A 19,086-nucleotide genomic window follows, 5' to 3' on the forward strand; every position below is an offset into this window, starting at 1 on the left:
CAACGCGGCTCTTTTAAGGAGGGGCGGGGAAACGGCAACGCTTTTCCCGGGGCGGGCGTTGGGGCCCGAAGCCCCATGAATGGTCGGGCTGAGCGATCGCCGCGTCGCGTTCCGCTCGTCAGCTTGCGCCGTGCCCGCCCCCCTCGTCCGAGCGCCTGTCGAGCGCTCGGTCGCAACGCCGCGGAGTCCCTCGTGATCACCGACCTCTGGTACAAGAACGCCGTCATCTACTGCCTGTCGGTGCGCACCTTCATGGATGCGAACGGCGACGGCATCGGCGACTTCGCGGGGCTGGAGCGGCGGCTCGACTACCTGCAGGGGCTCGGCGTCACCGCGATCTGGCTGATGCCGTTCCAGCCCTCGCCGAAGCGCGACGGCGGCTACGACATCGCGGACTATTACGGCGTCGACCCCGATTACGGCTCGCTCGGCGATTTCGTGGCCTTCACCCATGCCGCCAAGCAGCGGGGCCTGCGGGTGATCATCGACCTCGTGGTCAACCACACCTCGGACCGGCACCCCTGGTTCCAGGCGGCGCGCAAGGACCCGGATTCACCCTACCGGGACTGGTACGTCTGGTCGACGGAGAAGCCCTCGAACGCCGACAAGGGCATGGTCTTCCCCGGCGTGCAGACGACGACCTGGACCTACGACCGCGAGGCGGGCGCCTACTACTTCCACCGCTTCTTCGACTTCCAGCCCGACCTCAACACGGGCAACCCCGCGGTCCTGGCCGAGATCCTGAAGATCATGGGCTTCTGGATCCAGCTCGGCGTCTCCGGCTTCCGCATGGACGCGGTGCCCTTCGTGATCGCGCAGAAGGGCGCGGATGTCGGGGGCACGCCGCGCGAAAACTTCGACATGCTGCGCGACTTCCGTGAGTTCCTGCAATGGCGGAAAGGGGACGCGATCATCCTGGCCGAGGCCAACATCCTGCCGAAGCAGGACCTCGACTATTTCGGCGACGACGCCGACCGCATGCACATGATGTTCAACTTCCAGGTCAACCAGGCGACCTTCTACGCACTGGCCGCCCATGACGCGCGCCCCCTCGTCAAGGCGATCGAGCGGACGACGCCGCGCCCGGCCTCCTGCCAGTGGGGCACCTTCCTGCGCAACCACGACGAGCTCGACCTCGGCCGGCTGACGGACAAGCAGAGGGCCCTGGTGTTCGAGAAATTCGGGCCCGAAAAGGGGATGCAGCTCTACGACCGCGGCATCCGCCGCCGCCTCGCGCCGATGCTCGACGGCGATCCGCGCCGGATCCGGCTCGCCTACGCGCTGATGTTCGCCCTGCCCGGCACGCCGGTGCTGCGCTACGGCGACGAGATCGGCATGGGCGACGACCTCGCCCTCAAGGAGCGCGACTGCGCCCGCACGCCGATGCAGTGGACCAACGAGCGGCACGGCGGCTTCACCGCCGCCGAGCGGCCGGTGATGCCGGTGATCGACCACGGTCCCTACGGCTACGCCCATGTCAACGTGGCCGGGCAGCGGCACGAACGCGACTCGCTGCTCACCTGGATGCAGAGCATGATCCGGGTGCGCAAGGAGGCGCCCGAGATCGGCTGGGGCCAGGTCTCGGCGCTGGAGACCGGCCGGAGCCCGGTGCTGGCCCTGCGCTACGACTGGCGCAACAACACGGTGGTCTGCGTGCTCAACCTCGATCCGGGACCGATCGAGGTCGAGATCGCGACCGGCGTGCCCGCGCCCGCGGGCGACCTGCTGATCGACCTCCTCACCGGGGAGCGCAGCGAGGCGGAGGCGAAAGGCCGCCACCGCCTCTGCCTGGAGGGCTACGGCTATCACTGGTTCCGGGTCGGCGGCCTCGACGCGCCCTTGAAGCGCACGCCGGCTTGAGCGGATCCCCTCGCCCCGCCCGCAGTCGGGCTTGCCCGACGTCGGTTCCCCGGTGCCGATCTCGGGCAAGCCCGGGATCGGTCGGGGAGAGGGGGTGCCGCGGCCGCCTCAGGAAGAGGTCGGGGACGGGACTGACGAGGTCTGCGCGCCGAGATCGGCGCATCCGCTCCGACGGGCTCGGATGGGGCAGGTGCCCTCGCCGGGCGATCCGGGCTAGAACGCGCCTTCGGACGAAGAGCGAGCCCAAGCCCATGCCCACGCCCCGCGCCGGGATCATCCCGGTCACGCCTTTCCAGCAGAACTGCACCCTGATCTGGGACGATGCGACCAAGGTCGGCGCCGTGGTCGATCCGGGCGGCGACCTCGACCGGATCGAGGCGGCCATCGCCCAGCAGGGCGTCACGATCGAGAAGATCCTTCTGACCCACGGCCATATCGACCATGCCGGCGGCGCGGACGAGTTGAAGGAGCGCCTCGGCGTGCCGGTGGAGGGGCCCCACGAGGCCGACCGGTTCCTGCTCGATTCCCTGCCGATGACCGGCGCCAATTACGGCCTCGACGGCGCCCGCGCGGTGACGCCGGACCGCTGGCTCGCCGAGGGCGACCAGGTCACGGTCGGCGGCCTCACCTTCGACATCCTGCACGCTCCCGGCCACTCCCCGGGCAGCGTGGTCTTCGTCTCCCGCGACGCCCGCTTCGCCCTCGTCGGCGACGTGGTCTTCAAGGGCTCGGTCGGCCGCACGGACCTGCCCGGCGGCAACCACGAGCAGCTGATCCGGGCGATCAAGGAGAAGGTGCTGCCGCTCGGCGACGACGTCGCCTTCATCTCCGGCCACGGCCCGACGGGGACGCTGGGCGAGGAGCGCGTCTCGAACCCGTTCCTGCAGGATTGAGCGCGGCAGGCTTCGCCGCGCGGGCGTGACCGGGTGTCGCGGAACGCGCGGTCGATCCGCGGGCAGCCCGATCCCGTCCCGCCCGCTTCGGACGTTCCCGCGCAGCCCTAACGCGGCTTTAACGGGATAGGGCCAGAAATCCCGGTCCAGGCCTCGGTGCCGCGCCGGGAAACCGATGCAATTTCAAGGCTGAACCCCTATATCAGGCGGGTTCGACGAATCGCAGGCGAAGCCGCCCGGCAGGGCTGGGCGGAGCATGGCGAAGACCCCGCCTGCCCGAGGAATTTCATGGCCGACACTCCGCAGACTGAACACGACGCCTACGGCGCGGAATCGATCCGGGTCCTCAAGGGCCTGGACGCCGTCCGCAAGCGCCCGGGCATGTATATCGGCGATACCGACGACGGCTCGGGCCTGCACCACATGGTCTACGAGGTGGTGGACAACGCCATCGACGAGGCGCTCGCGGGCCATGCCGACCTCGTGACCGTGACCCTCAACGCCGACGGCTCCTGCACGGTGTCCGACAACGGACGCGGCATCCCGGTGGACATCCACAAGGAGGAGGGCGTCTCGGCGGCCGAGGTCATCATGACCCAGCTGCACGCGGGCGGTAAGTTCGACCAGAACTCCTACAAGGTCTCGGGCGGCCTGCACGGCGTCGGCGTCTCGGTGGTCAACGCGCTCTCGGTCTGGCTCAAGCTCCGGATCTGGCGCAACGACACGGAGCACGCGATGGAGTTCGGCCATGGCGAGGCCAAGGCCCCGCTCGCGGTGGTCGGCCCCGGCAACGGGCGGCGCGGCACGGAAGTGACCTTCCTGCCGAGCCCGCTGACCTTCTCGATGGTCGAGTTCGACTATCCCACCCTCGAGAAGCGCCTGCGCGAGCTCGCCTTCCTGAACTCCGGCGTGCGCATCGTGCTCACCGACGCGCGCCATGCCGAGAAGAAGCGCGAGGAGCTCTACTACGACGGCGGCATCGAGGCCTTCGTGCGCTACCTCGACCGCTCGCGCAAACCGATCGAGGGCATGACCAAGCCCGTCGTGGTGCGCGCCGAGCGCGACGGCATCCGGGTCGAGGTGGCGCTCTGGTGGAACGACTCCTTCAACGAGACCGTGCTGCCCTTCACCAACAACATCCCGCAGCGCGATGGCGGCACCCACATGGCGGGCTTCCGCGCGGCGCTGACCCGGCAGGTCACCGGCTATGCCGAGTCCTCGGGCATCACCAAGAAGGAGAAGATCTCGCTCACCGGCGAGGATTGCCGCGAGGGCCTCACCGCGGTCATCTCGGTGCAGGTGCCGGACCCGAAATTCTCCTCGCAGACCAAGGACAAGCTCGTCTCGTCGGAGGTCCGCCCGGCGGTCGAGAACGTGCTGAACGAGGGCCTCTCGACCTGGCTGGAGGAGAACCCGACCCAGGCCCGCTCCGTCGTCGGCAAGGTCGTGCTCGCGGCCTCCGCCCGGGAGGCCGCCCGCAAGGCGCGCGAGACCGTGACGCGCAAGGGGGCCCTCGACATCGCCTCCCTGCCCGGCAAGCTCGCCGACTGCCAGGAGCGCGACCCGACCAAGTGCGAGATCCTGCTGGTGGAGGGCGATTCCGCCGGCGGCTCGGCCAAGCAGGGCCGCGACCGCGCCTTCCAGGCGGTGCTGCCGCTGCGCGGCAAGATCCTGAACGTCGAGCGGGTGCGCGCCGACCGGATGCTGTCCTCGGCCGAGATCGGCACGCTGATCACGGCGCTGGGGGCCGGCATCGGCCGCTCCTCCACCGACCGGGAGGGCTTCAACCCGGACAAGCTGCGCTACCACCGCATCATCATCATGACCGATGCGGACGTGGACGGCTCGCATATCCGCACGCTGCTGCTGACGTTCTTCTTCCGCCAGATGCCGGAGCTGATCGACCGCGGGCACCTCTACATCGCCCAGCCGCCTCTCTACAAAGCCGAGCGCGGCCGCAAGGCGATCTACCTGAAGGACGAGCGGGCGCTCGAGGACTACCTGATCGACCAGGGCACGGAGGGCGCCGTGCTGCGCCTCGCCACCGGGGCCGAGTTCAGCGGTCCGCAGCTGCGGACGCTGGTCGAGGAGGCGCGCACCTTCCGCGGCATCCTGCAGGGCCTGCATACACGCTACGACCGTTCGGTCGTCGAGCAGGCGGTGTTGGCCGGCGCTTTCGCGGTGAATGCGGCCGAAAGCCCTGGCGAGGCTGAGGTTCTTGCCGACATGACGGCCAAACGCCTCAACGCCATAGCCGAAGAAATCGAACGCGGGTGGGAAGGGGAGGCTTTCGAGGGTGGGTACCGTTTGAGCCGCACGCTTCGTGGCGTCCGCCAAGTTGCGGCGCTGGATTCTGGCTTGATCACTTCTCAGGAGGCACGCCGCCTTGCTGAGCGGGCCGATACGTTCCGCGAAATTTACGGCGAGCCAGCCACGCTGATGCGCAAAACCGACGAGACCGCGCTGCACGGCCCCGTCGGCTTGTTCGAGGCGGTGATGGCCTTCGGCCGCAAGGGCTTGTCCCTCCAGCGTTACAAAGGACTTGGCGAGATGACCGCCCAGCAACTCTGGGAGACGACACTCGATCGCGACGTACGGTCACTTCTTCAGGTCAAAGTCAAAGACTCGACCGACGCCGACGATCTCTTCGTGAAGCTGATGGGCGACGTGGTTGAGCCCCGCCGCGAATTCATTCAAGAAAATGCACTCAGCGTCGCAAATCTCGATGTATGATCAGCTCGCATGTAATTTCTCAGTAAAGTTTGACCCTATGGAAGGGTAACTTGACCGGATTTACTGAGAAGTTCGACCCTCGCGGCTCTGGGGGAAAGTGATTAGGCTGCCTTTCAAAGCGAATAGGCTGATCTATGAAAGCGATTAAGTGTTCTTCCCGGGCATCCTGGTGCGTTCAACAGGCAGCTGGCGTTCGAGACCGAGGGCGAAAAGAGCGCGCGCCATCCGTGGCGCTCGTTATAGCACGGGACAGGCGCAAGTGCCTACTTCCGACGTGAAAGCCAACGCCAGCTTGAGATCTCACCTGGTTCGGGAGATCCACGGACAGTCGGCTGTCTTTGCTTAAAGGTAATCTGGTGCTTACGCGTAGGGAAAATAGCAAAGCTTGGTGAATAACGGCGCGGCCGCGGCATCCCCCCGGATGCACCGCGCCCCGCCAACTACGCCCACCGGGAGGCACGTCGGCCGGAAATCGGCCTCTCGGCTTCACCCGTCGCCGAGCATTTCTCAACGAGCCAGGCTCGCTCTTGAACGGCGGGTCGCGCCCGTCCGTCGGATCGTTGATGATCCCGAAGTCCTCGCCAGGTTCATAGAACACTCGACCGCAATCGAGGTCAGGTGCGAATGGCCCGCCTTCGGTCAGGAAGTACGCATCACCGTCGTGTCTGACGTAGAGGGGGACTCATCCCTCCGCTCCGTCACCATAAATACGCCCCTGCGGTTCCCGTGGCCGTTTCAGGCGTAGAAGCTGCTCGTGTCCACCTTCAGCCGTAGGATGACCGGCCCCGCGGGGGAGAGGCTGCCCTCGAACCGTCCTGGAAAGGTCTCCGATACCGTAAGGCCGTCCGCGCCGTTCCCGTAATTCAGGGTGCAATGGACGTTGATCGGGCCCTCGAAGCTGCCGGCACGCACCTTGATCTCGTCGGCGAAGACCTCGACGGAGTCGACGTGCGTGTGCGCCGACAGCGCGCCCAGGTCCCCCCAGGCTTCGGTCCCGGTCAGGTCGATCTCTCGCACGGCCGTTGCGACGGCCTGGAGGACAGCCGCATCCGTGCTTGCTGCGTCAGGGCCCGGCATGCAACCTCCTCAGAACACGGCGGCGCCAATGCCGAGACGCTGCCGATACTGCCAGCTCAGCGAGAGACATACGCCCTCAAGGCTAGCCCAGATATGGGCCGCATCGATGCCGAGGCTGAAGAGCTTGCGCTGGAAGCGCGACCGGACCCCTCGCGGTATGACGAAGCTGTTTTCAGCCAGTCCGCTCGGCATCCAGGGTTCGCTGGGCCTGGGATGGACGGAGAACAACCCGCGCTGGCTCGCGATCCTCGGGGCCGTCGTGGTCGGGAGCAGGAACCCCACGCGGTCGATCTCGAACGGGCCCGGTCCGCCCTCCGGATTTATGACGAGCGTGTCGTCCACCGGATAGGCGTAGATCACGGCATCGGCGTCCAAGGGGTCGCTGGAGACCGCGAAGAAGCACGCGACGAGTGGGTTGGTCGTCCAGTCCAGGAGGCGCGTCGGCAGCCCGAAATGCTGCCCCAGGGCCAACCAGTCCCAATCGGTCGCCCCCGGCAGCGAGACGTGCAACCGTGCCTCGCGCTTGAAGGCGCGGAACAGGTGCTCCTCGAACAGCGGGTCGTGGTTCGGCGTGCGGCCCGCGCTCGGCACACATAGGAATTCGCGGGACGCGCAGCCCCGAAAGACCCAGCGCGAGTGCATGCGCCGGTCCAGGAAGTCCTGGAAGGATTGCCAGGTCTCCTGCGCCGACTTGAGACGCTCCACGGTGTCCGCGGCCGAAGCTGGGCCACGCGGCTGGACCGGCTCCGCCGAGACGCCACGGAGCGGTTTGGGAGGGGGTCGGGTCGGAGGTCTCATCGACGATGTCCGGTCGGGTCAGCGCATTCCGGCCAGGTGCGCGCGGTACAGGGCGGTCGTGAAGTCGCGGGCGATCTCGCACGACATGCCCGCGTGCACCGCGAGGTCCGTCGCAGCCACCGCTTCCGCCAGGACGACCACCGGAACCCCGACGGCCCGGGCGTGCCCGATGACGGCGCTCGTTCCCGGGTCGCCGCCATCCGCAAGCGCGAGGACAGCCGTGCAGGCCCTCAGTCCGGCGAGCGCGGGACCGGCGCTCGCGGCAAGCCGCTCGCCGTACTCATGGAACGGCGAGAACACCTCGCTCCCGAGATCAAGAAGCCACCACCGTGCCTGGTCGAGGAGCCAACGTTGAGGCAGCGTCGCCGCCGGTCCCGAAAGAAAGACCCGCCCCCCATGCGCCGTGTCCGGCTGCGGCACGAGAGCGCTCAAGGCATGCGGCGCCGGGAGAGGCAGGCGATGACCGTCGTTGAAATGGGCGACGCTGCGCGATGCCAGGTCGGCGGCCTCGACGGGGTCGAGCCGGCGCTCGCCCCAGTAGTGCGCGAAGGCGGCGCAGAACACGTCGCCGGAGCCGATCTTGAACCACGTGTCCGATATGTAGGCCGGAACCAGCCGCGGCTTCGTGTCACCGACATAGACGCTGGCGCCGCCGATGGCGTGGCGGGCGACAACGACCGAGGCGCCCTCATCGGCCATGATGCGTGTCGCCACATCCATCGCCTCCTGCGACGAATCCGCCGCAGCGAGCATGTAGTCCCTCACCACGTATGCCAGCTCGCCCGCCCGCGACCCTGACGCCGAGAAGGCCGCCTCGGGACTGTCCGACTGCGGGTCGTGGACGGCCCGGCCGGCCACGACCGTGGCCGGCCCCTCCAGCATCCCGAAGCTCAGCACGACCTCCCCGGAGACCGTGATGCGGGGCAGACCGGCCGACGCCTTGGGCACGGGCTCCTTGCTCAGGGGATGGTAGTACTCGAAGACGAGTTCCTTCTCGATCTCGACCACTTCGGCACGGACGCCGAACGACGCCATGGTCGCGCGTACGTCCGCCGCCCAACCCGAGTAGGCGTAGGTGTGCAGCACGGAGCCGGGCGCGAGCCCGCTCACGGCCACGGCGGCCCGGCCACCGGAACCGTAAATCCGGTCCCATTCCGGGTAAGCGCAGACCTCCCGGTAACTGCCGCCCACGATGATCATGGGTCGGTCCTCGACACCGTCACCACGCACCGCGTCGACGAGACCTCCTCGACATGGGCGACGAAGGGCACCTCCCGCGCGAGGCAGTCGAGAAGCCGCGTCAGACCCGGGAACGCGGCGAGGGCGCCCACCACGGCGCCCTCGCCGTTCCGGCAGATCGCGCCGACCGCGGCCCCCTCGTGGACAAGCTCGATCCGCAGGTCGTCGCCCTCGCGTACCCGGTCCGCCGCCTCACGACGCACCCCTATCAGGTCGACGGTGAGGTGGAGGTCGCAACCGTCGCCGGACTGCTGCAATCGCCGCGGAGCCCGCCCTCGCCGGCCCGGGGGTCCTCCCGACATGACTCAACCTCCCGTCGCCGCGGACGCCCGGGCCGCGGTGCCGGCGCGGGCCCGGCCGCCATCGATGCGCGCCAGCGTTTCCTGGTGCTTCTCGCAGCCACGGCACCGACCGCAGGCGTATTCCATGACATGGCAGGAGAAGGTGGCACCCAGGAGTGAACGGGGGATCCCCGACCGCCTGACAAGCTCCAGGGCCGAAAGGTGGCGCGCGGGGGCCATGACCCGGACGCCTCCCTCCTGCAGGTGCATCAGCCGGTCGACGGTCCGCAGGAAGGGAGCGCGACCGTCGGCATGAACATCCGTCCTGATCGCCCCGAGCAGGATCTCGGTCAGTCCCTCGGCCACGAACCGCATGCCGGCGAGCGTCACCAGCATCTGGTTGCGGTAAGGCCACCACTCGGGCGCGCGCGCCAGATCCGAGGCCGCGCGCCCCGCGAGCGGGCCAAGGCCAAGGGCCGACAGGTCGACCCGCGCGATCTCGTGGCGAAGTCCCAGCTCGCGCGCGACCGAGTCCGCCGCGGCGATCTCGCCCTTGGCCGGCCTCTGTCCGTAATCGACCGTGAGGCAGACGTCCGGCCTCTGCCAGGCGGCGATGGCCGCCGAGTCGAGGCCGCCCGAGAGCAGGAGCGCCCTCATTCCATGGCGGCCCAGGCCGCCTGGTAGAGCGCGGATGTGAGGTCGCGAGCGACCCGGCAGCCGGTGCCGACGAGCATCGTCAGGTTCGGGTCGTCGAGGCGCTCGGCAAGGACGACGACGGGCTTGCCGCGGGCGCGCGCGTACCCGACCTCGAACAGGGTGCCCGGATCGGCGCCGTCGAGCAGCGCGAGCAGCGCGGCGCAGCGGTCCAGGCCTTCGAGATCGGCAGCCGCGGTTTCCTGGGCCGGACGGCCCGTACCGACCTCGTGCAAGGGGGAGAACACCGGCGCGCCCAGTGCCTGGAGCCGTTCGAGCGCCTCCTCGACGAGCCAACGCTGCGCGAGATCGAAGAAGGGTCCCGCCAGGTAGATCAGGCCCGGACGCCGGCCAGCGGGCAGGGCAGACTGGGACGCGAGCTCGGCGGCGGGGGGCAGGGGCAGCGCGTGGTAGTCGACGAAGTGCGCGACGCTGCGTGAGGCCAGGTCCGCGGCGTCGACGGCGTCCAGCCCGCGCTCGCCCCAATGGTGCGCGAAGGCCGCGCTGAACACGTCGCCCGACCCGATCTTGAACACGCGCTCCGAGCGGTATGCCGGGATGTCGGCCGGCATGCCCCCGACCCGGAACACGCGCGCGCCCTCGCACCCGCGCTTGACGACGACGATCTCGGCGTCGTGCGCGGCGAGAAGCGCGGTGCCCACGTCGTCGCCCGCCGCGCCGGTCGCGGCCTCTGCCTCGCCCTGGTTCAGCACGACGGCGAGCCGCTCGGCCCGGGAGCCATTAGCGCGGAAGGGGCTCGCCGCATGGCCGGTCTGCGGATCGTGGACGGCGCGCCGCGCGGAGACGACGGCGTCGCCTTCCACGAAGCCGAACCGAAGCACCACGTCGCCGGACACGGTCAGGACAGGTTGCGCAGCGGGTACGGCCGGTTCGAGCAACGCGGGCGAGAGGGGATGGAAGTAGGAGAACGAGATTCTCTCGTCGATGGGTTGGACGGTCGCGCCCACACCGAACGCGTGCATCGAGCTCCGGACGTCCGAGACCCACCCCCGGTGGGCATAGGTATGGAGTTCGGTTCCGGGCGAGAGCCGGCCGACCGATGCGGCGGCCCGCCCTCCGGACCCGAAGAGGCGCCTCCAACGCGGGACGGCACAAACTTCCAGGTAGCAGCCGCCGGCGACGATCAACGCGTCACCCGCTCGACCAAGACGCGACAGCGGGTGCGATCGACCTCGATGACGCGGGCCTCGTACAGATGTCCGGCGCGCAGGCAGCCGAGGAGTTGGTCCAAGCCCTCCATGCCCGCGAGCGAGCCGACGATGTCGGCCGCGGGCCGCGTGCGGCACACGGCCGTCTCGAAGGGATCCTCCCGGTGCAAGGTCACGTCGAGGACGTCCCGCTCGCGGACCGTCACCACCGCAGGGGCCCGCACCCCCGTCAGGTCGGTGTCGTAGCGCAGGTTGCAAGGGTCCGCGCCCCCACCGAGCCCTGCCCCACCGCCCTGGCCCTCCCGCCCCGAAGGCGACACGGGTGACGACGTACCCGGCCCCAGACGCGGGCCCCTGCGTGTGCTGGACTTGCTACCGCCTGACATCGCGATCCCTGGGCGCGAACCTAGACGACAGTGGCCTCTTTTCCCGGCCGCCGTCAAACAGGGCCCCGGCCGATATTCCTCATCGCCCGCCACATCACCGCGTCGAGCAGGGACGGCCTGGCGCCGAGCGCCCCGCAGAACTCCAGGAAGCGCCGCTCCAGCGCCTCGTAGTCGCGCGGCACCCGCATCGACCGGTCGAAGAGGCCGATCAGGAGACCGGCCCGGATGATGTGGATATCCAGGATCGCAACCTCGTCGCTGCCCAGCCAGTTGCGCGTGATCCAGGATGCGGTCTTCGGCCCGATGCCCGGAATCCGCATGAGGTGGCGCCGGAATGCCAAGGCGTCGTCGGTCGGCGGCGGGTCATCCTCGATCATCCCCAACGCGACCGCGAGCCGGCGGGCCCGCTGGTGCGGGAACCGGTAGCGGACCGGGCGGCCGCCGAGCAGGACCGGCTGCAGCAGGAGAGCTTCGAGATCCCCCTCGGCCGGGCGGCGTCCCGGCACGAACACGCCGGCCTCCATCAACCGGTCGTGAACCGCATGGTTGACCTCAGCCGTGATGCCGTAGCCGCCGAGCAGGCAAAACCCGACCTCCTCCTGCAGGGACCCGTCGCGGTTGACGAACCCGTCGGACTGCTCGCTGGCGCGGCTGACCATGTCCGCCCAGAACGCGGCACTCGGCACCCACTCGGGCCGCCCCCAGCGCACCCCGGGCACGATCTCGGCATCTGGATCAGGCGGCGAACGCCGTGCAGCCGTCGGGCCGCCGTCCGCTTCGAGCAGCATAGTCGTGATTCCCCTTGACGCCGTCCCCGAATATTCATTTTCATTCAAAGCATGAGGGGACGCAAGATCGGATCAGGCGGCGAGCGCGCCGCCATCGCGGCGGCGCTGGAACGAGCCCGGCGCGAGGACGGCCTGAGCCAGGAGGCGCTCGCCCGCACGCTGGGCTCCAGCCAGGCCAACATTTCCAAGCTCTTGCGCGGTCAGCAGAGGCCCCGCCCGGAGCTAGAGGCGTCGATACGGTCCTATCTCGCCGCGCGGCCCGCGGGCGTCGCCCACCCGTCGGAAGCGTGGACGCGGCGTCTCCTCGCGGCCTGTGAACGCTCGCCGGCCTTCCGCGACGTGATCGACGCGGCGCTGCTGCTTGTGAATGAAAATGAATACTCTGACCGAGCTTGACGGCGATCCAGGGCTTTTGGCGTTCACGACGGACCACGCTCCAGGGTCGTCCGGTGCGGTCAACGGCCGTTTGCGGGCGGCCGTGCCTGGTCTGCAGCCGGGCGGCGAGCGCCGACGTGTCGGCCTCCGGCGCGGCTCCGAGCACGCGGCGTTACGCACCTATGCCGCCCCGGGAAAGCGGCGCCGGCCCGGCTGCTGAACCGGCTTCGGGCCAGTGCGAGAGGAACGCCGCCAGAGCTTCGGCGCAGAGCCGTGCAGGCCGCGTTTCGGCGTCGGTCCCCGGCCCTCCGGTCCACCGGGGCTCGCGGCCGGCACGAAGCCATACCCGGCCCACACGCGGCCGACGACGTCCGCACGAACGGTCGCTTGCCGGGCCCGACCGCCGTCACGCCGGCGACGGAAGTGCGCCGGCCACGCGGACGGTGCGGGCACTCAGTCCCGGCCCAGGAAGTCCGCGGGAACGACAATCAACCGGTCTGTCGAGGGCATGAGCTGCGCGTCCTGCGTCGGCCGTGCCGAACGGGCCCGAAGCAAGGTCGAGGGCATGACCTGCGCATCGCGCGTCGGACGCGTGCTCCAGACGGTGCCATGCGCCACCGCGGCCACGGCGAAGGTCGCGACCGAGCAGGCGAGCGTGCGCGGCACGGCCAACCTGCACGCGCTCGCCGCAGCCGTTTCCGCGGCCGGCAACAGCGCGCGTCCGATCGGCGCGACCGCCTCCGTCGACGAGACCACGCAGCGCAAGGAGACCACGCGCTCGAAACTCAGGCGTGCTCTCTCCATCGCGCCGCGCTCATACGGCCCATCTTCGTTCTGGCGGTGGGTTCGCACGTCATCCCTGGCCGACCCGGAGGAGCCCGCCGGGAACAACCCCGGAAGCGTCCGTCAGGCTCCCTGCAGCGTCCGAGCCCACGGCCTTGATCGAGTTGGACCCACGAGCGCGGCGACAGGCCCGCGCCCTTCTTCCTCGTCGCGGCGTCGTACCCCGTCGGCCGGTCCTCTCCGAGGACGTTCCGGTCCGGGAAACGCGCCGCCACACGGCCATGCTCGCACGCGGCCACCATGCCTTGCGGCCCGCCGCGCGCTGCCATGGGGCGATTGACGCTTAACCTCGGTCCGGTGACCAGGGGTGGCGGCGTCCACCTCAGCGCAAGGCCGGTTCCATGGATAGGGCCCGGCAACTCGCGAGGCGCATCAGCCTCGAACGCGGGAGCACGCGGGCCGGATCAGGATGATCCGGGACACCTCAACCGCCCCGGCGCCGGCCACGGAACATGGGAACGGTCGGGGCAGCCATGCCGGTTCGCCCGGTCCCGCTCGCCCCGCCCGGGCGCCTCACCACCCGCACCCGGGTGCCGCGCGGCGGCCGTGGCTCCCAGGCCGTCGGGCAGCGGGCGCAGGCCTGCGAGGATGCGTGACAGGCGTGATGCGAGGTCCCCATCGAGGCAGCCCGCGTGCCCCTTGGCCATCCTGCGGAGATACCTCTCCAAGCCGGGCCCGACGGCCTGCCGATGTTCGAGGAGGATCCGTAACGCGCGGGCCACGACCCCGTGCGGGTTCGGGTTCTCCTCCAGGTTGGTGTCGACGATGGCGTCGCGCAGCCAGGCGGTGAAACGCGGTCCGTGGTGAACCCGGCGGGAGCCGCACAGGTAAAGCACGGCGTCGCAGTCGAAGAAGGTGGTGTGCACCAGGTCGGTCAGGTGGGCGGCCTGCACGTGCCCGGACTGGACCGCCCAGGTGGAGGGTAGGGCCCAGACGTCGTACGAGTGGCGGCGCCCGGCGATGCGGTAGCCGCCGAAGCGGTTCCGAACGGCCGCGCCGTCCCGCATCAGCTCCGCCAAGCGCTCCGGCGGCGCGTGCACGACCAGGTCCACGTCCGATGCGAAGGCCGCAGCCCCGCCCCGGGCGATATCCCGGGCCATGCCGCCGAAGATCGCAACCTCGCCCACCTGCCCGAGATGGCCGATCAGATCCGCGATCTCGGGGCCCCCGCGAGCCTCGTCCGCCAGGAACGCCTGCATCCGCCGGCACAGCTCAGCGCCGTCGCGGACGGGGGAGCCAAGGTCAGCCATGGTGCCGCCTCAGGTCGTCGCGCAGGGACACCGCGAACGTGTCGGTCATACCCGAGATCATGTCGGTGACGAGCTGCAGTTCGCGGTAGCGCATCGGCATCGCGTTCCCGGGCGACTCGGCCACGCGCCGGTAGTTCTCCGAGATCCGGGAATACACGTAGGCCGGCAACGCCTCGCGGTCGGAGCGCAGGTCGTCCGGATCCTTGCGCTCGATGATGGCCTTCCAGAACATGTCCATGAGCTCGTGAACGGTCCGGTGCCCGTCGAGCTCGACTTCGAGGACGCTGCGGTGGCGGTAGACGTGAAACTTGGCGAAGCGCTTCAACGAGGTCCACAGCACGACCGCCTCGGAGGCCGCCATCAGCTCCCTGTCGAACGCGCCGGCCATGATGGCATCCCGGTTCGCCACGAACGCCCCAACCGCGGCCCGCACCATCTTCCCGATGGCGTCCACGCGGAACATCTGCATCGAGATGTCGTCGAGTTCCCCGGGCGACAATCCCGCGTCCCGGAACTCGGCGTGGCTGCGCTCGGCCCGCTCGCAGACGTCGAGCGTCAACTCGTCGTCGCACGCGTCGTAACGCAGCCAAGCCATGAGCACGTTGAAGTTGATCAGCTTCTTCTTGGCCGCGTCCTCGACGTCCACCACCGAGTAGGCGATGTCGTCGCAAGCCTCCATCACGAAGGTCAGGGGATGGCGGACGCCCTCCCGCAAGCCGGTCTCGGCCCAGACCTCGGCGGCGATCTCGGCCTCCGACTGGAAGAAGTTGAACTTCTTCCTTGCCTGGGAGGTCTTGTCGACCGCGTCCGACGGCACGGGATACTTCATCAGGGCCGCCAGGAAGGCATAGGTCATGTTCAGGCCGAAGTCGTCGTTCAGGATCTGCAATCGCGTCAGCAGCCTGAACGCCTGCGCGTTGCCCTCGAATTTCAGGAAATCACGGCGCATCGGCTCGCTCAGGTCCGGCGCGTCGAAGATGTCGAACGAGGCCGGGTCATCCTTGCGCGGCACGGAGTGCCGCTTCACCCAGGTTTGGATCGCGGTCTCGCCCTGATGTCCGAACGGCGGATTGCCGAGGTCGTGGGCGAGCCCGATGGCCTCCAGGAGGGCGGGCACGTTGCGCAGGGGCTCGACCTCCCCGGGGAAACCCAGCGCCCCGCCGTGCACGAAGGCGAGGGTGGTTCCCATGCTCCGCGCCATGTTCGCCACCTCGTGGCTGTGGGTTAGCCGGGTGCGGACGCTGTCGTTGCGTTCCAACGGGAAGACCTGCGTCTTGTCCTGGAGGCGCCGCACCGGGGTCGAGAACAGGATACGGTCGTGGTCACGTTCGTGCTCGGTCCGGTCCTCGCCCAGCCGCGCCGTGTAGGCTCTGCCTGCGGCCTTTCCCTTGCGCCGCTGCGCGTTGAGGAGGCGTCTCCAGTCGAGTTGATCGGCCATCCTTCGATCCCGTTGCGGCGAGGACGCCCGGTCCATCGCCCACCCACAACACCGTGCGCCCCGGTCTACGTTCCGGCCCTCCGACGCGTCACGCCAGGATCCTGCGGTTGTCCACGGATTCCGTTCGGTACGGTGCCGCTCGCGCCAGCAAGACACTAGGGCAGGCGCTCCAAGATTGGAACATAGAGAGAACGAAATCGGTGTTGGCCGGCCCATCCGGAGGTCCCTGCCTCGCCCCGTCCCCACCGAACCCGGAGGGGCGGCTCATGCCGGAGATCTGCCCGACCGGCGTGTCCTGCTCAAAGCCCTGGGCCGTCCCGTACCGGAGGCGGCGCGCGGTCGCGCGTCGCTTGCATCGCCACCTGTGGCCCGCCGGCTGTCACTCCCGGTGCGCGGACACAGCGGCCCCCGCCCCGGCGGCACATGGATGGCGGGCCGGGCGAGGGGGCACGAGCGGGCCGGGCGATCCGCCGTGGCTCTCATGCTGGTCCCGGGCGTTCCTGTGCCTCGGGATCCGGGCCTCCCGCGCCCGGCGCCGTCACAGCTACGGCGACCGCAGCACCGACGATGGCGCCTCCCAGGGCCGCCGCCGCCAATGCCGCAGGTGCCGGCGGCCGACCCTTAACCGCCTCAGCCAGGATGGACTTCGCCTGGGCCTCGCTCTCACGCACGGCGAGCATCAGCTTGGGACCGAACTTGAGGACCGATCCGGCACCCTCGTGGTGGATGGCGGGGCTCGGCGGCTCGACCTCGCGGACCCGTTCGGCGCTGACCATCATCTCGATGGCGCCCTCGGGAGGGGTCAGCCGAGCCATGGCGGCCCCGGCTGCGGCGAACTTCGCGGCCAGGGACGCCACCGTTTCCACGGAATAGATCCGGTCACCCGTGATGCGGAGCATCACCGCATCCTTGAACTCGTGGTCAAAGGCCTGCCGCATCCAGAGCAGCTCGTCCGGAGCGATAGACTCGACATCGCCACCCGGCATCCTGACGATCACCATGTCAGCTCCCCCTGGCATCTAAGCTCGACAACACCCTAACATCTTCCCCGCCGTGAACGACGGGGATTTTCGGGAACCGCGAGGTCCCCTCCAGTCGACAGCGCGCTTGGCTCCCGCGGCTCCTCGCATCCACGACGCCGCACGCGGCGCAGGTCTGGCTCGTGAACCGAGCCGGAACGGTCGCGACCTGACCGCCTCTCTCCTCAATCTTGTAGCTCAGGATCGTCGCGAACTGATGCCAGCGCGCGTTCAGGATGGCGCCGTTCAGCCCTGCCTTCTGCCGGACGTTGCGGCCCGGCTCCTCGGCCGACGCCGAAGCGGCGGGCGACGCCCAGGGCCTCGCGATGGTGGAAGTCGCGCCGGATGCGGGCCTGCCGCGCCTGCAGGCGCGCGACGCGAACTTGGGCCCGGCGGCGTCGGTTCGAGCCGCGCTTGCGACGCGAGACGACCTTCTGCGCCTTCCACTTCCGCGCCTCGATCCGCCCCAGGCTCTCGGGCAGCGTCGTTCGCTGGCCGGTCGAGAGCGCGAGCGTGGTGGTGGCACCACGCCGCTCAGGGCAGGGGGCCGGTTCCCGGGTCGGGCACGGCCGACCGCGTCATGAAGAACCGCTCCTTTCCCTCCGCCCACGCGAAGCCGACGCGCGCCAGTTCGGCAACCGGTGGGCCACCGTCGTCCGCGGCGAACCTCAGGGTCACCCCCAACGCGTCTGCGGCCTCGACGAGCCAGTCCGCGAATTCTTCCGGAAGCCGGCCACCGGCGCGGCAGGCGATCACGAGCTGGTCCTCCGCATAGGCATCGAGCACGAAGCCGTCGCCACCGTCCCGTTGCAGGATGTGGCGCATCAGGCGGAAGGAGGCGGTGTCGAGTTCCGGCGGAACATGAGCGTCGAGACACGCGTCCACCTCGGCCCAGGTGGGCTGGTCGACCCGGTGGCCCGGTCCGACGAGATCCTCCGCCCTGTGCCGCATCGAGCCGACCTGAAGGTCGAAGCAGGTGGCGACCGCAAACCGGACCCCGTGCCGCGTCAGGACCGCCCGAGCCCGCCCGCACAGGTCGCCGCTGCGGTCGACGGCGATCTCCGTGACCTCCAGCCCGGGATGGCGCCGCAGCACGGTTTCCAGCGCCGCTCCGAAGCCGCCCCAGATATCGCCCTGCAGCCCGTCGAGCAGGCGACGGCGCCAGGGTGGCCCCGCCAAGCCCCGCTTCCTCGGACCGCCGACCGGGGGTGACCGCAGGACCGGCGCGGCTCGGGCGAACGCGGCGCTCCGGACCGCTCCGAGCTCCGCCTCGAAGACGGCGTCCGCCAGGCGCAGCACGAGGGGCGCGAGCGCCTTCCTCGCCGCTTTGCGGAACTCATGGGCGGCCGACCGCACCTGACGGGCACGCGTGTCGTCGCGTGCGCCCGAATTGTACCCGACCGCTCGCGAGCGGCCCGCACCCTGGGCGAAGGTCCGGGCTTCGAGGGCCTCGACCGCGCGCATCAGGATCGGGAGCGCTTCCAGGAAGCGGACGGCGCCGTCGAGGTGCTCCCGCGCCGTGGTGTGCTCCGGGACCTCGCCCGCGATCTGTCTCACCGCCGCGAGGAGGCCGGAGACGTCCCGTGGGTCCCGCAGTTGCGGCAGGGCGGAGGAGGCGGCGCGATGGAGTGGGTTGCGCGTCCTCGCGAGCGGCACGACGACCCCGTCGAGCCACGTTTGCCTGAGGTGCTTGCGCAACCCGACGTCCAGGCCGTGCAGCTTGGACCGCAGGATGCCTCCCGCTCGGCTGGCGGTGAGAAGGTTGTCCAGCAACACGTTCAGGATCATGCCCGATTCGGGCGGACAAACCGCGACGACGGCCCGCATCGCCCGCCGGATTTCCCCTTCCGGGACGGAGGGCATGCCGGCGGCAGAAGCGTCGGGCGCGTTCGAGGCATACGGGACGTGGCCGGAAGGAGACATGCGAGCACCGGAGGGTTGGGACGGAGCCGCGCCGCCGGGGATCGGGCACCCCAGCGGGGCCCGCCGGGACCGCCGCTTGCGAGTGGCGCCGGCCCGAATCGACAGAGTGCTGCTCCGCCCGGGAGCACGCGTTGATCGTCCGGGCGGTCGTGAAAGGGACAAGCTGCGACCCGCCACCCCGATCTTCGGCCAGGAGTCCGCGAGGGGAGAGGCGCGTGCCAAGCCAGACCTGGCCCGGGCAGCCACAGGATTGCGCAGCTCTCAGGCCCAGCCCCAGTCCGGCGAAGCTCGGGGAGGGCGGTGACGTGGACCGGGAGTCGA

The 19,086-nt window shown here is 69.7% G+C and carries 19 protein-coding genes; 4 read left to right on the forward strand and 15 right to left on the reverse strand.

Annotated elements, in window-relative coordinates; genetic code table 11:
* Positions 1–192 precede the first annotated feature (192 nt).
* From MET9862_RS13635 to gyrB, 3 genes are all read left to right on the forward strand, one after another.
* A complete protein-coding gene (locus MET9862_RS13635; RefSeq protein ID WP_142583505.1) occupies positions 193–1,860 on the forward strand; it encodes an alpha-amylase family protein in 1,668 nt (555 codons plus the stop codon).
* Between the two features lie 251 nt (positions 1,861–2,111).
* Positions 2,112–2,753 carry an MBL fold metallo-hydrolase gene (locus MET9862_RS13640; protein ID WP_142583506.1) on the forward strand — a complete coding sequence of 214 codons (642 nt, stop codon included), beginning with the start codon at positions 2,112–2,114 and terminating at the stop codon, positions 2,751–2,753.
* A gap of 288 nt (positions 2,754–3,041) precedes the next feature.
* Positions 3,042–5,486 (forward strand): DNA topoisomerase (ATP-hydrolyzing) subunit B, encoded by a 2,445-nt coding sequence (gene gyrB, locus MET9862_RS13645; protein ID WP_142583507.1) that lies wholly within the window; start codon positions 3,042–3,044, stop codon positions 5,484–5,486.
* A gap of 735 nt (positions 5,487–6,221) precedes the next feature.
* Here the strand turns inward: gyrB and MET9862_RS13655 are convergent.
* The 8 genes from MET9862_RS13655 to MET9862_RS13690 all read right to left on the reverse strand — a co-directional run bounded on the left by MET9862_RS13655 (position 6,222) and on the right by MET9862_RS13690 (position 11,917).
* On the reverse strand, positions 6,222–6,563 hold the full coding sequence (locus MET9862_RS13655) for a pPIWI-associating nuclease domain-containing protein (RefSeq protein ID WP_012454400.1): 342 nt from the start codon (positions 6,561–6,563) through the stop codon (positions 6,222–6,224).
* A 9-nt stretch (positions 6,564–6,572) separates the two neighbouring features.
* A complete protein-coding gene (locus MET9862_RS13660; protein WP_238255312.1) occupies positions 6,573–7,268 on the reverse strand; it encodes an FRG domain-containing protein in 696 nt (231 codons plus the stop codon).
* 111 nt (positions 7,269–7,379) lie between these two features.
* On the reverse strand, positions 7,380–8,561 hold the full coding sequence (locus MET9862_RS13665; protein ID WP_142583508.1) for a hypothetical protein: 1,182 nt from the start codon (positions 8,559–8,561) through the stop codon (positions 7,380–7,382).
* Positions 8,558–8,857 carry a hypothetical protein gene (locus MET9862_RS13670; RefSeq protein ID WP_241101785.1) on the reverse strand — a complete coding sequence of 100 codons (300 nt, stop codon included), beginning with the start codon at positions 8,855–8,857 and terminating at the stop codon, positions 8,558–8,560. Before MET9862_RS13670 ends, MET9862_RS13665 begins: the two co-directional genes overlap by 4 nt.
* Before the next feature lie 48 nt (positions 8,858–8,905).
* Positions 8,906–9,538: a 7-cyano-7-deazaguanine synthase gene (locus tag MET9862_RS13675; RefSeq protein WP_012454404.1), complete on the reverse strand. Its 633-nt coding sequence runs from the start codon at positions 9,536–9,538 to the stop codon at positions 8,906–8,908.
* Positions 9,535–10,722: a PfkB family carbohydrate kinase gene (locus MET9862_RS13680; RefSeq protein ID WP_012454405.1), complete on the reverse strand. Its 1,188-nt coding sequence runs from the start codon at positions 10,720–10,722 to the stop codon at positions 9,535–9,537. Before MET9862_RS13680 ends, MET9862_RS13675 begins: the two co-directional genes overlap by 4 nt.
* Entirely contained in the window at positions 10,719–11,063 is a 345-nt protein-coding gene (locus MET9862_RS13685; RefSeq protein WP_009866860.1) for a hypothetical protein, read from the reverse strand. Before MET9862_RS13685 ends, MET9862_RS13680 begins: the two co-directional genes overlap by 4 nt.
* A gap of 119 nt (positions 11,064–11,182) precedes the next feature.
* The gene (locus tag MET9862_RS13690; protein WP_009866859.1) at positions 11,183–11,917 is read right to left on the reverse strand and encodes an 8-oxoguanine DNA glycosylase; all 735 of its coding nucleotides are present in this window, start codon (positions 11,915–11,917) and stop codon (positions 11,183–11,185) included.
* 51 nt (positions 11,918–11,968) lie between these two features.
* Between MET9862_RS13690 and MET9862_RS13695 the strand changes: the two genes are divergently transcribed.
* Entirely contained in the window at positions 11,969–12,313 is a 345-nt protein-coding gene (locus MET9862_RS13695) for a helix-turn-helix domain-containing protein (protein ID WP_009866858.1), read from the forward strand.
* Positions 12,314–12,745: 432 nt separating this feature from the next.
* Here the strand turns inward: MET9862_RS13695 and MET9862_RS13700 are convergent, their stop codons facing one another.
* The 7 genes from MET9862_RS13700 to MET9862_RS29370 all read right to left on the reverse strand — a co-directional run bounded on the left by MET9862_RS13700 (position 12,746) and on the right by MET9862_RS29370 (position 18,630).
* Complete coding sequence (locus MET9862_RS13700) at positions 12,746–13,144, reverse strand: hypothetical protein (RefSeq protein WP_131801295.1); 399 nt, start codon at positions 13,142–13,144, stop codon at positions 12,746–12,748.
* Positions 13,145–13,539: 395 nt separating this feature from the next.
* Entirely contained in the window at positions 13,540–14,385 is an 846-nt protein-coding gene (locus tag MET9862_RS13705; RefSeq protein ID WP_012454408.1) for a nucleotidyltransferase family protein, read from the reverse strand.
* The gene (dgt, locus tag MET9862_RS13710; protein WP_142583509.1) at positions 14,378–15,823 is read right to left on the reverse strand and encodes a dGTP triphosphohydrolase; all 1,446 of its coding nucleotides are present in this window, start codon (positions 15,821–15,823) and stop codon (positions 14,378–14,380) included. The genes MET9862_RS13705 and dgt overlap by 8 nt, the downstream gene beginning before the upstream one ends.
* A 479-nt stretch (positions 15,824–16,302) precedes the next feature.
* Positions 16,303–16,824 (reverse strand): hypothetical protein, encoded by a 522-nt coding sequence (locus MET9862_RS13715; protein ID WP_012454410.1) that lies wholly within the window; start codon positions 16,822–16,824, stop codon positions 16,303–16,305.
* A 1-nt stretch (position 16,825) separates the two neighbouring features.
* Positions 16,826–17,092, reverse strand: a complete 267-nt coding sequence (locus MET9862_RS30630; RefSeq protein WP_353890196.1) for a zinc ribbon domain-containing protein — start codon at positions 17,090–17,092, stop codon at positions 16,826–16,828.
* Complete coding sequence (locus tag MET9862_RS30635; RefSeq protein WP_353890197.1) at positions 17,028–17,324, reverse strand: hypothetical protein; 297 nt, start codon at positions 17,322–17,324, stop codon at positions 17,028–17,030. The genes MET9862_RS30630 and MET9862_RS30635 overlap by 65 nt, the downstream gene beginning before the upstream one ends.
* Positions 17,325–17,376: 52 nt before the next feature.
* Complete coding sequence (locus tag MET9862_RS29370) at positions 17,377–18,630, reverse strand: hypothetical protein (protein ID WP_158022282.1); 1,254 nt, start codon at positions 18,628–18,630, stop codon at positions 17,377–17,379.
* Positions 18,631–19,086: the final 456 nt, after the last annotated feature.

Source organism: Methylobacterium symbioticum, from assembly GCF_902141845.1.
In the GTDB taxonomy this organism is placed as follows: domain Bacteria; phylum Pseudomonadota; class Alphaproteobacteria; order Rhizobiales; family Beijerinckiaceae; genus Methylobacterium; species Methylobacterium symbioticum.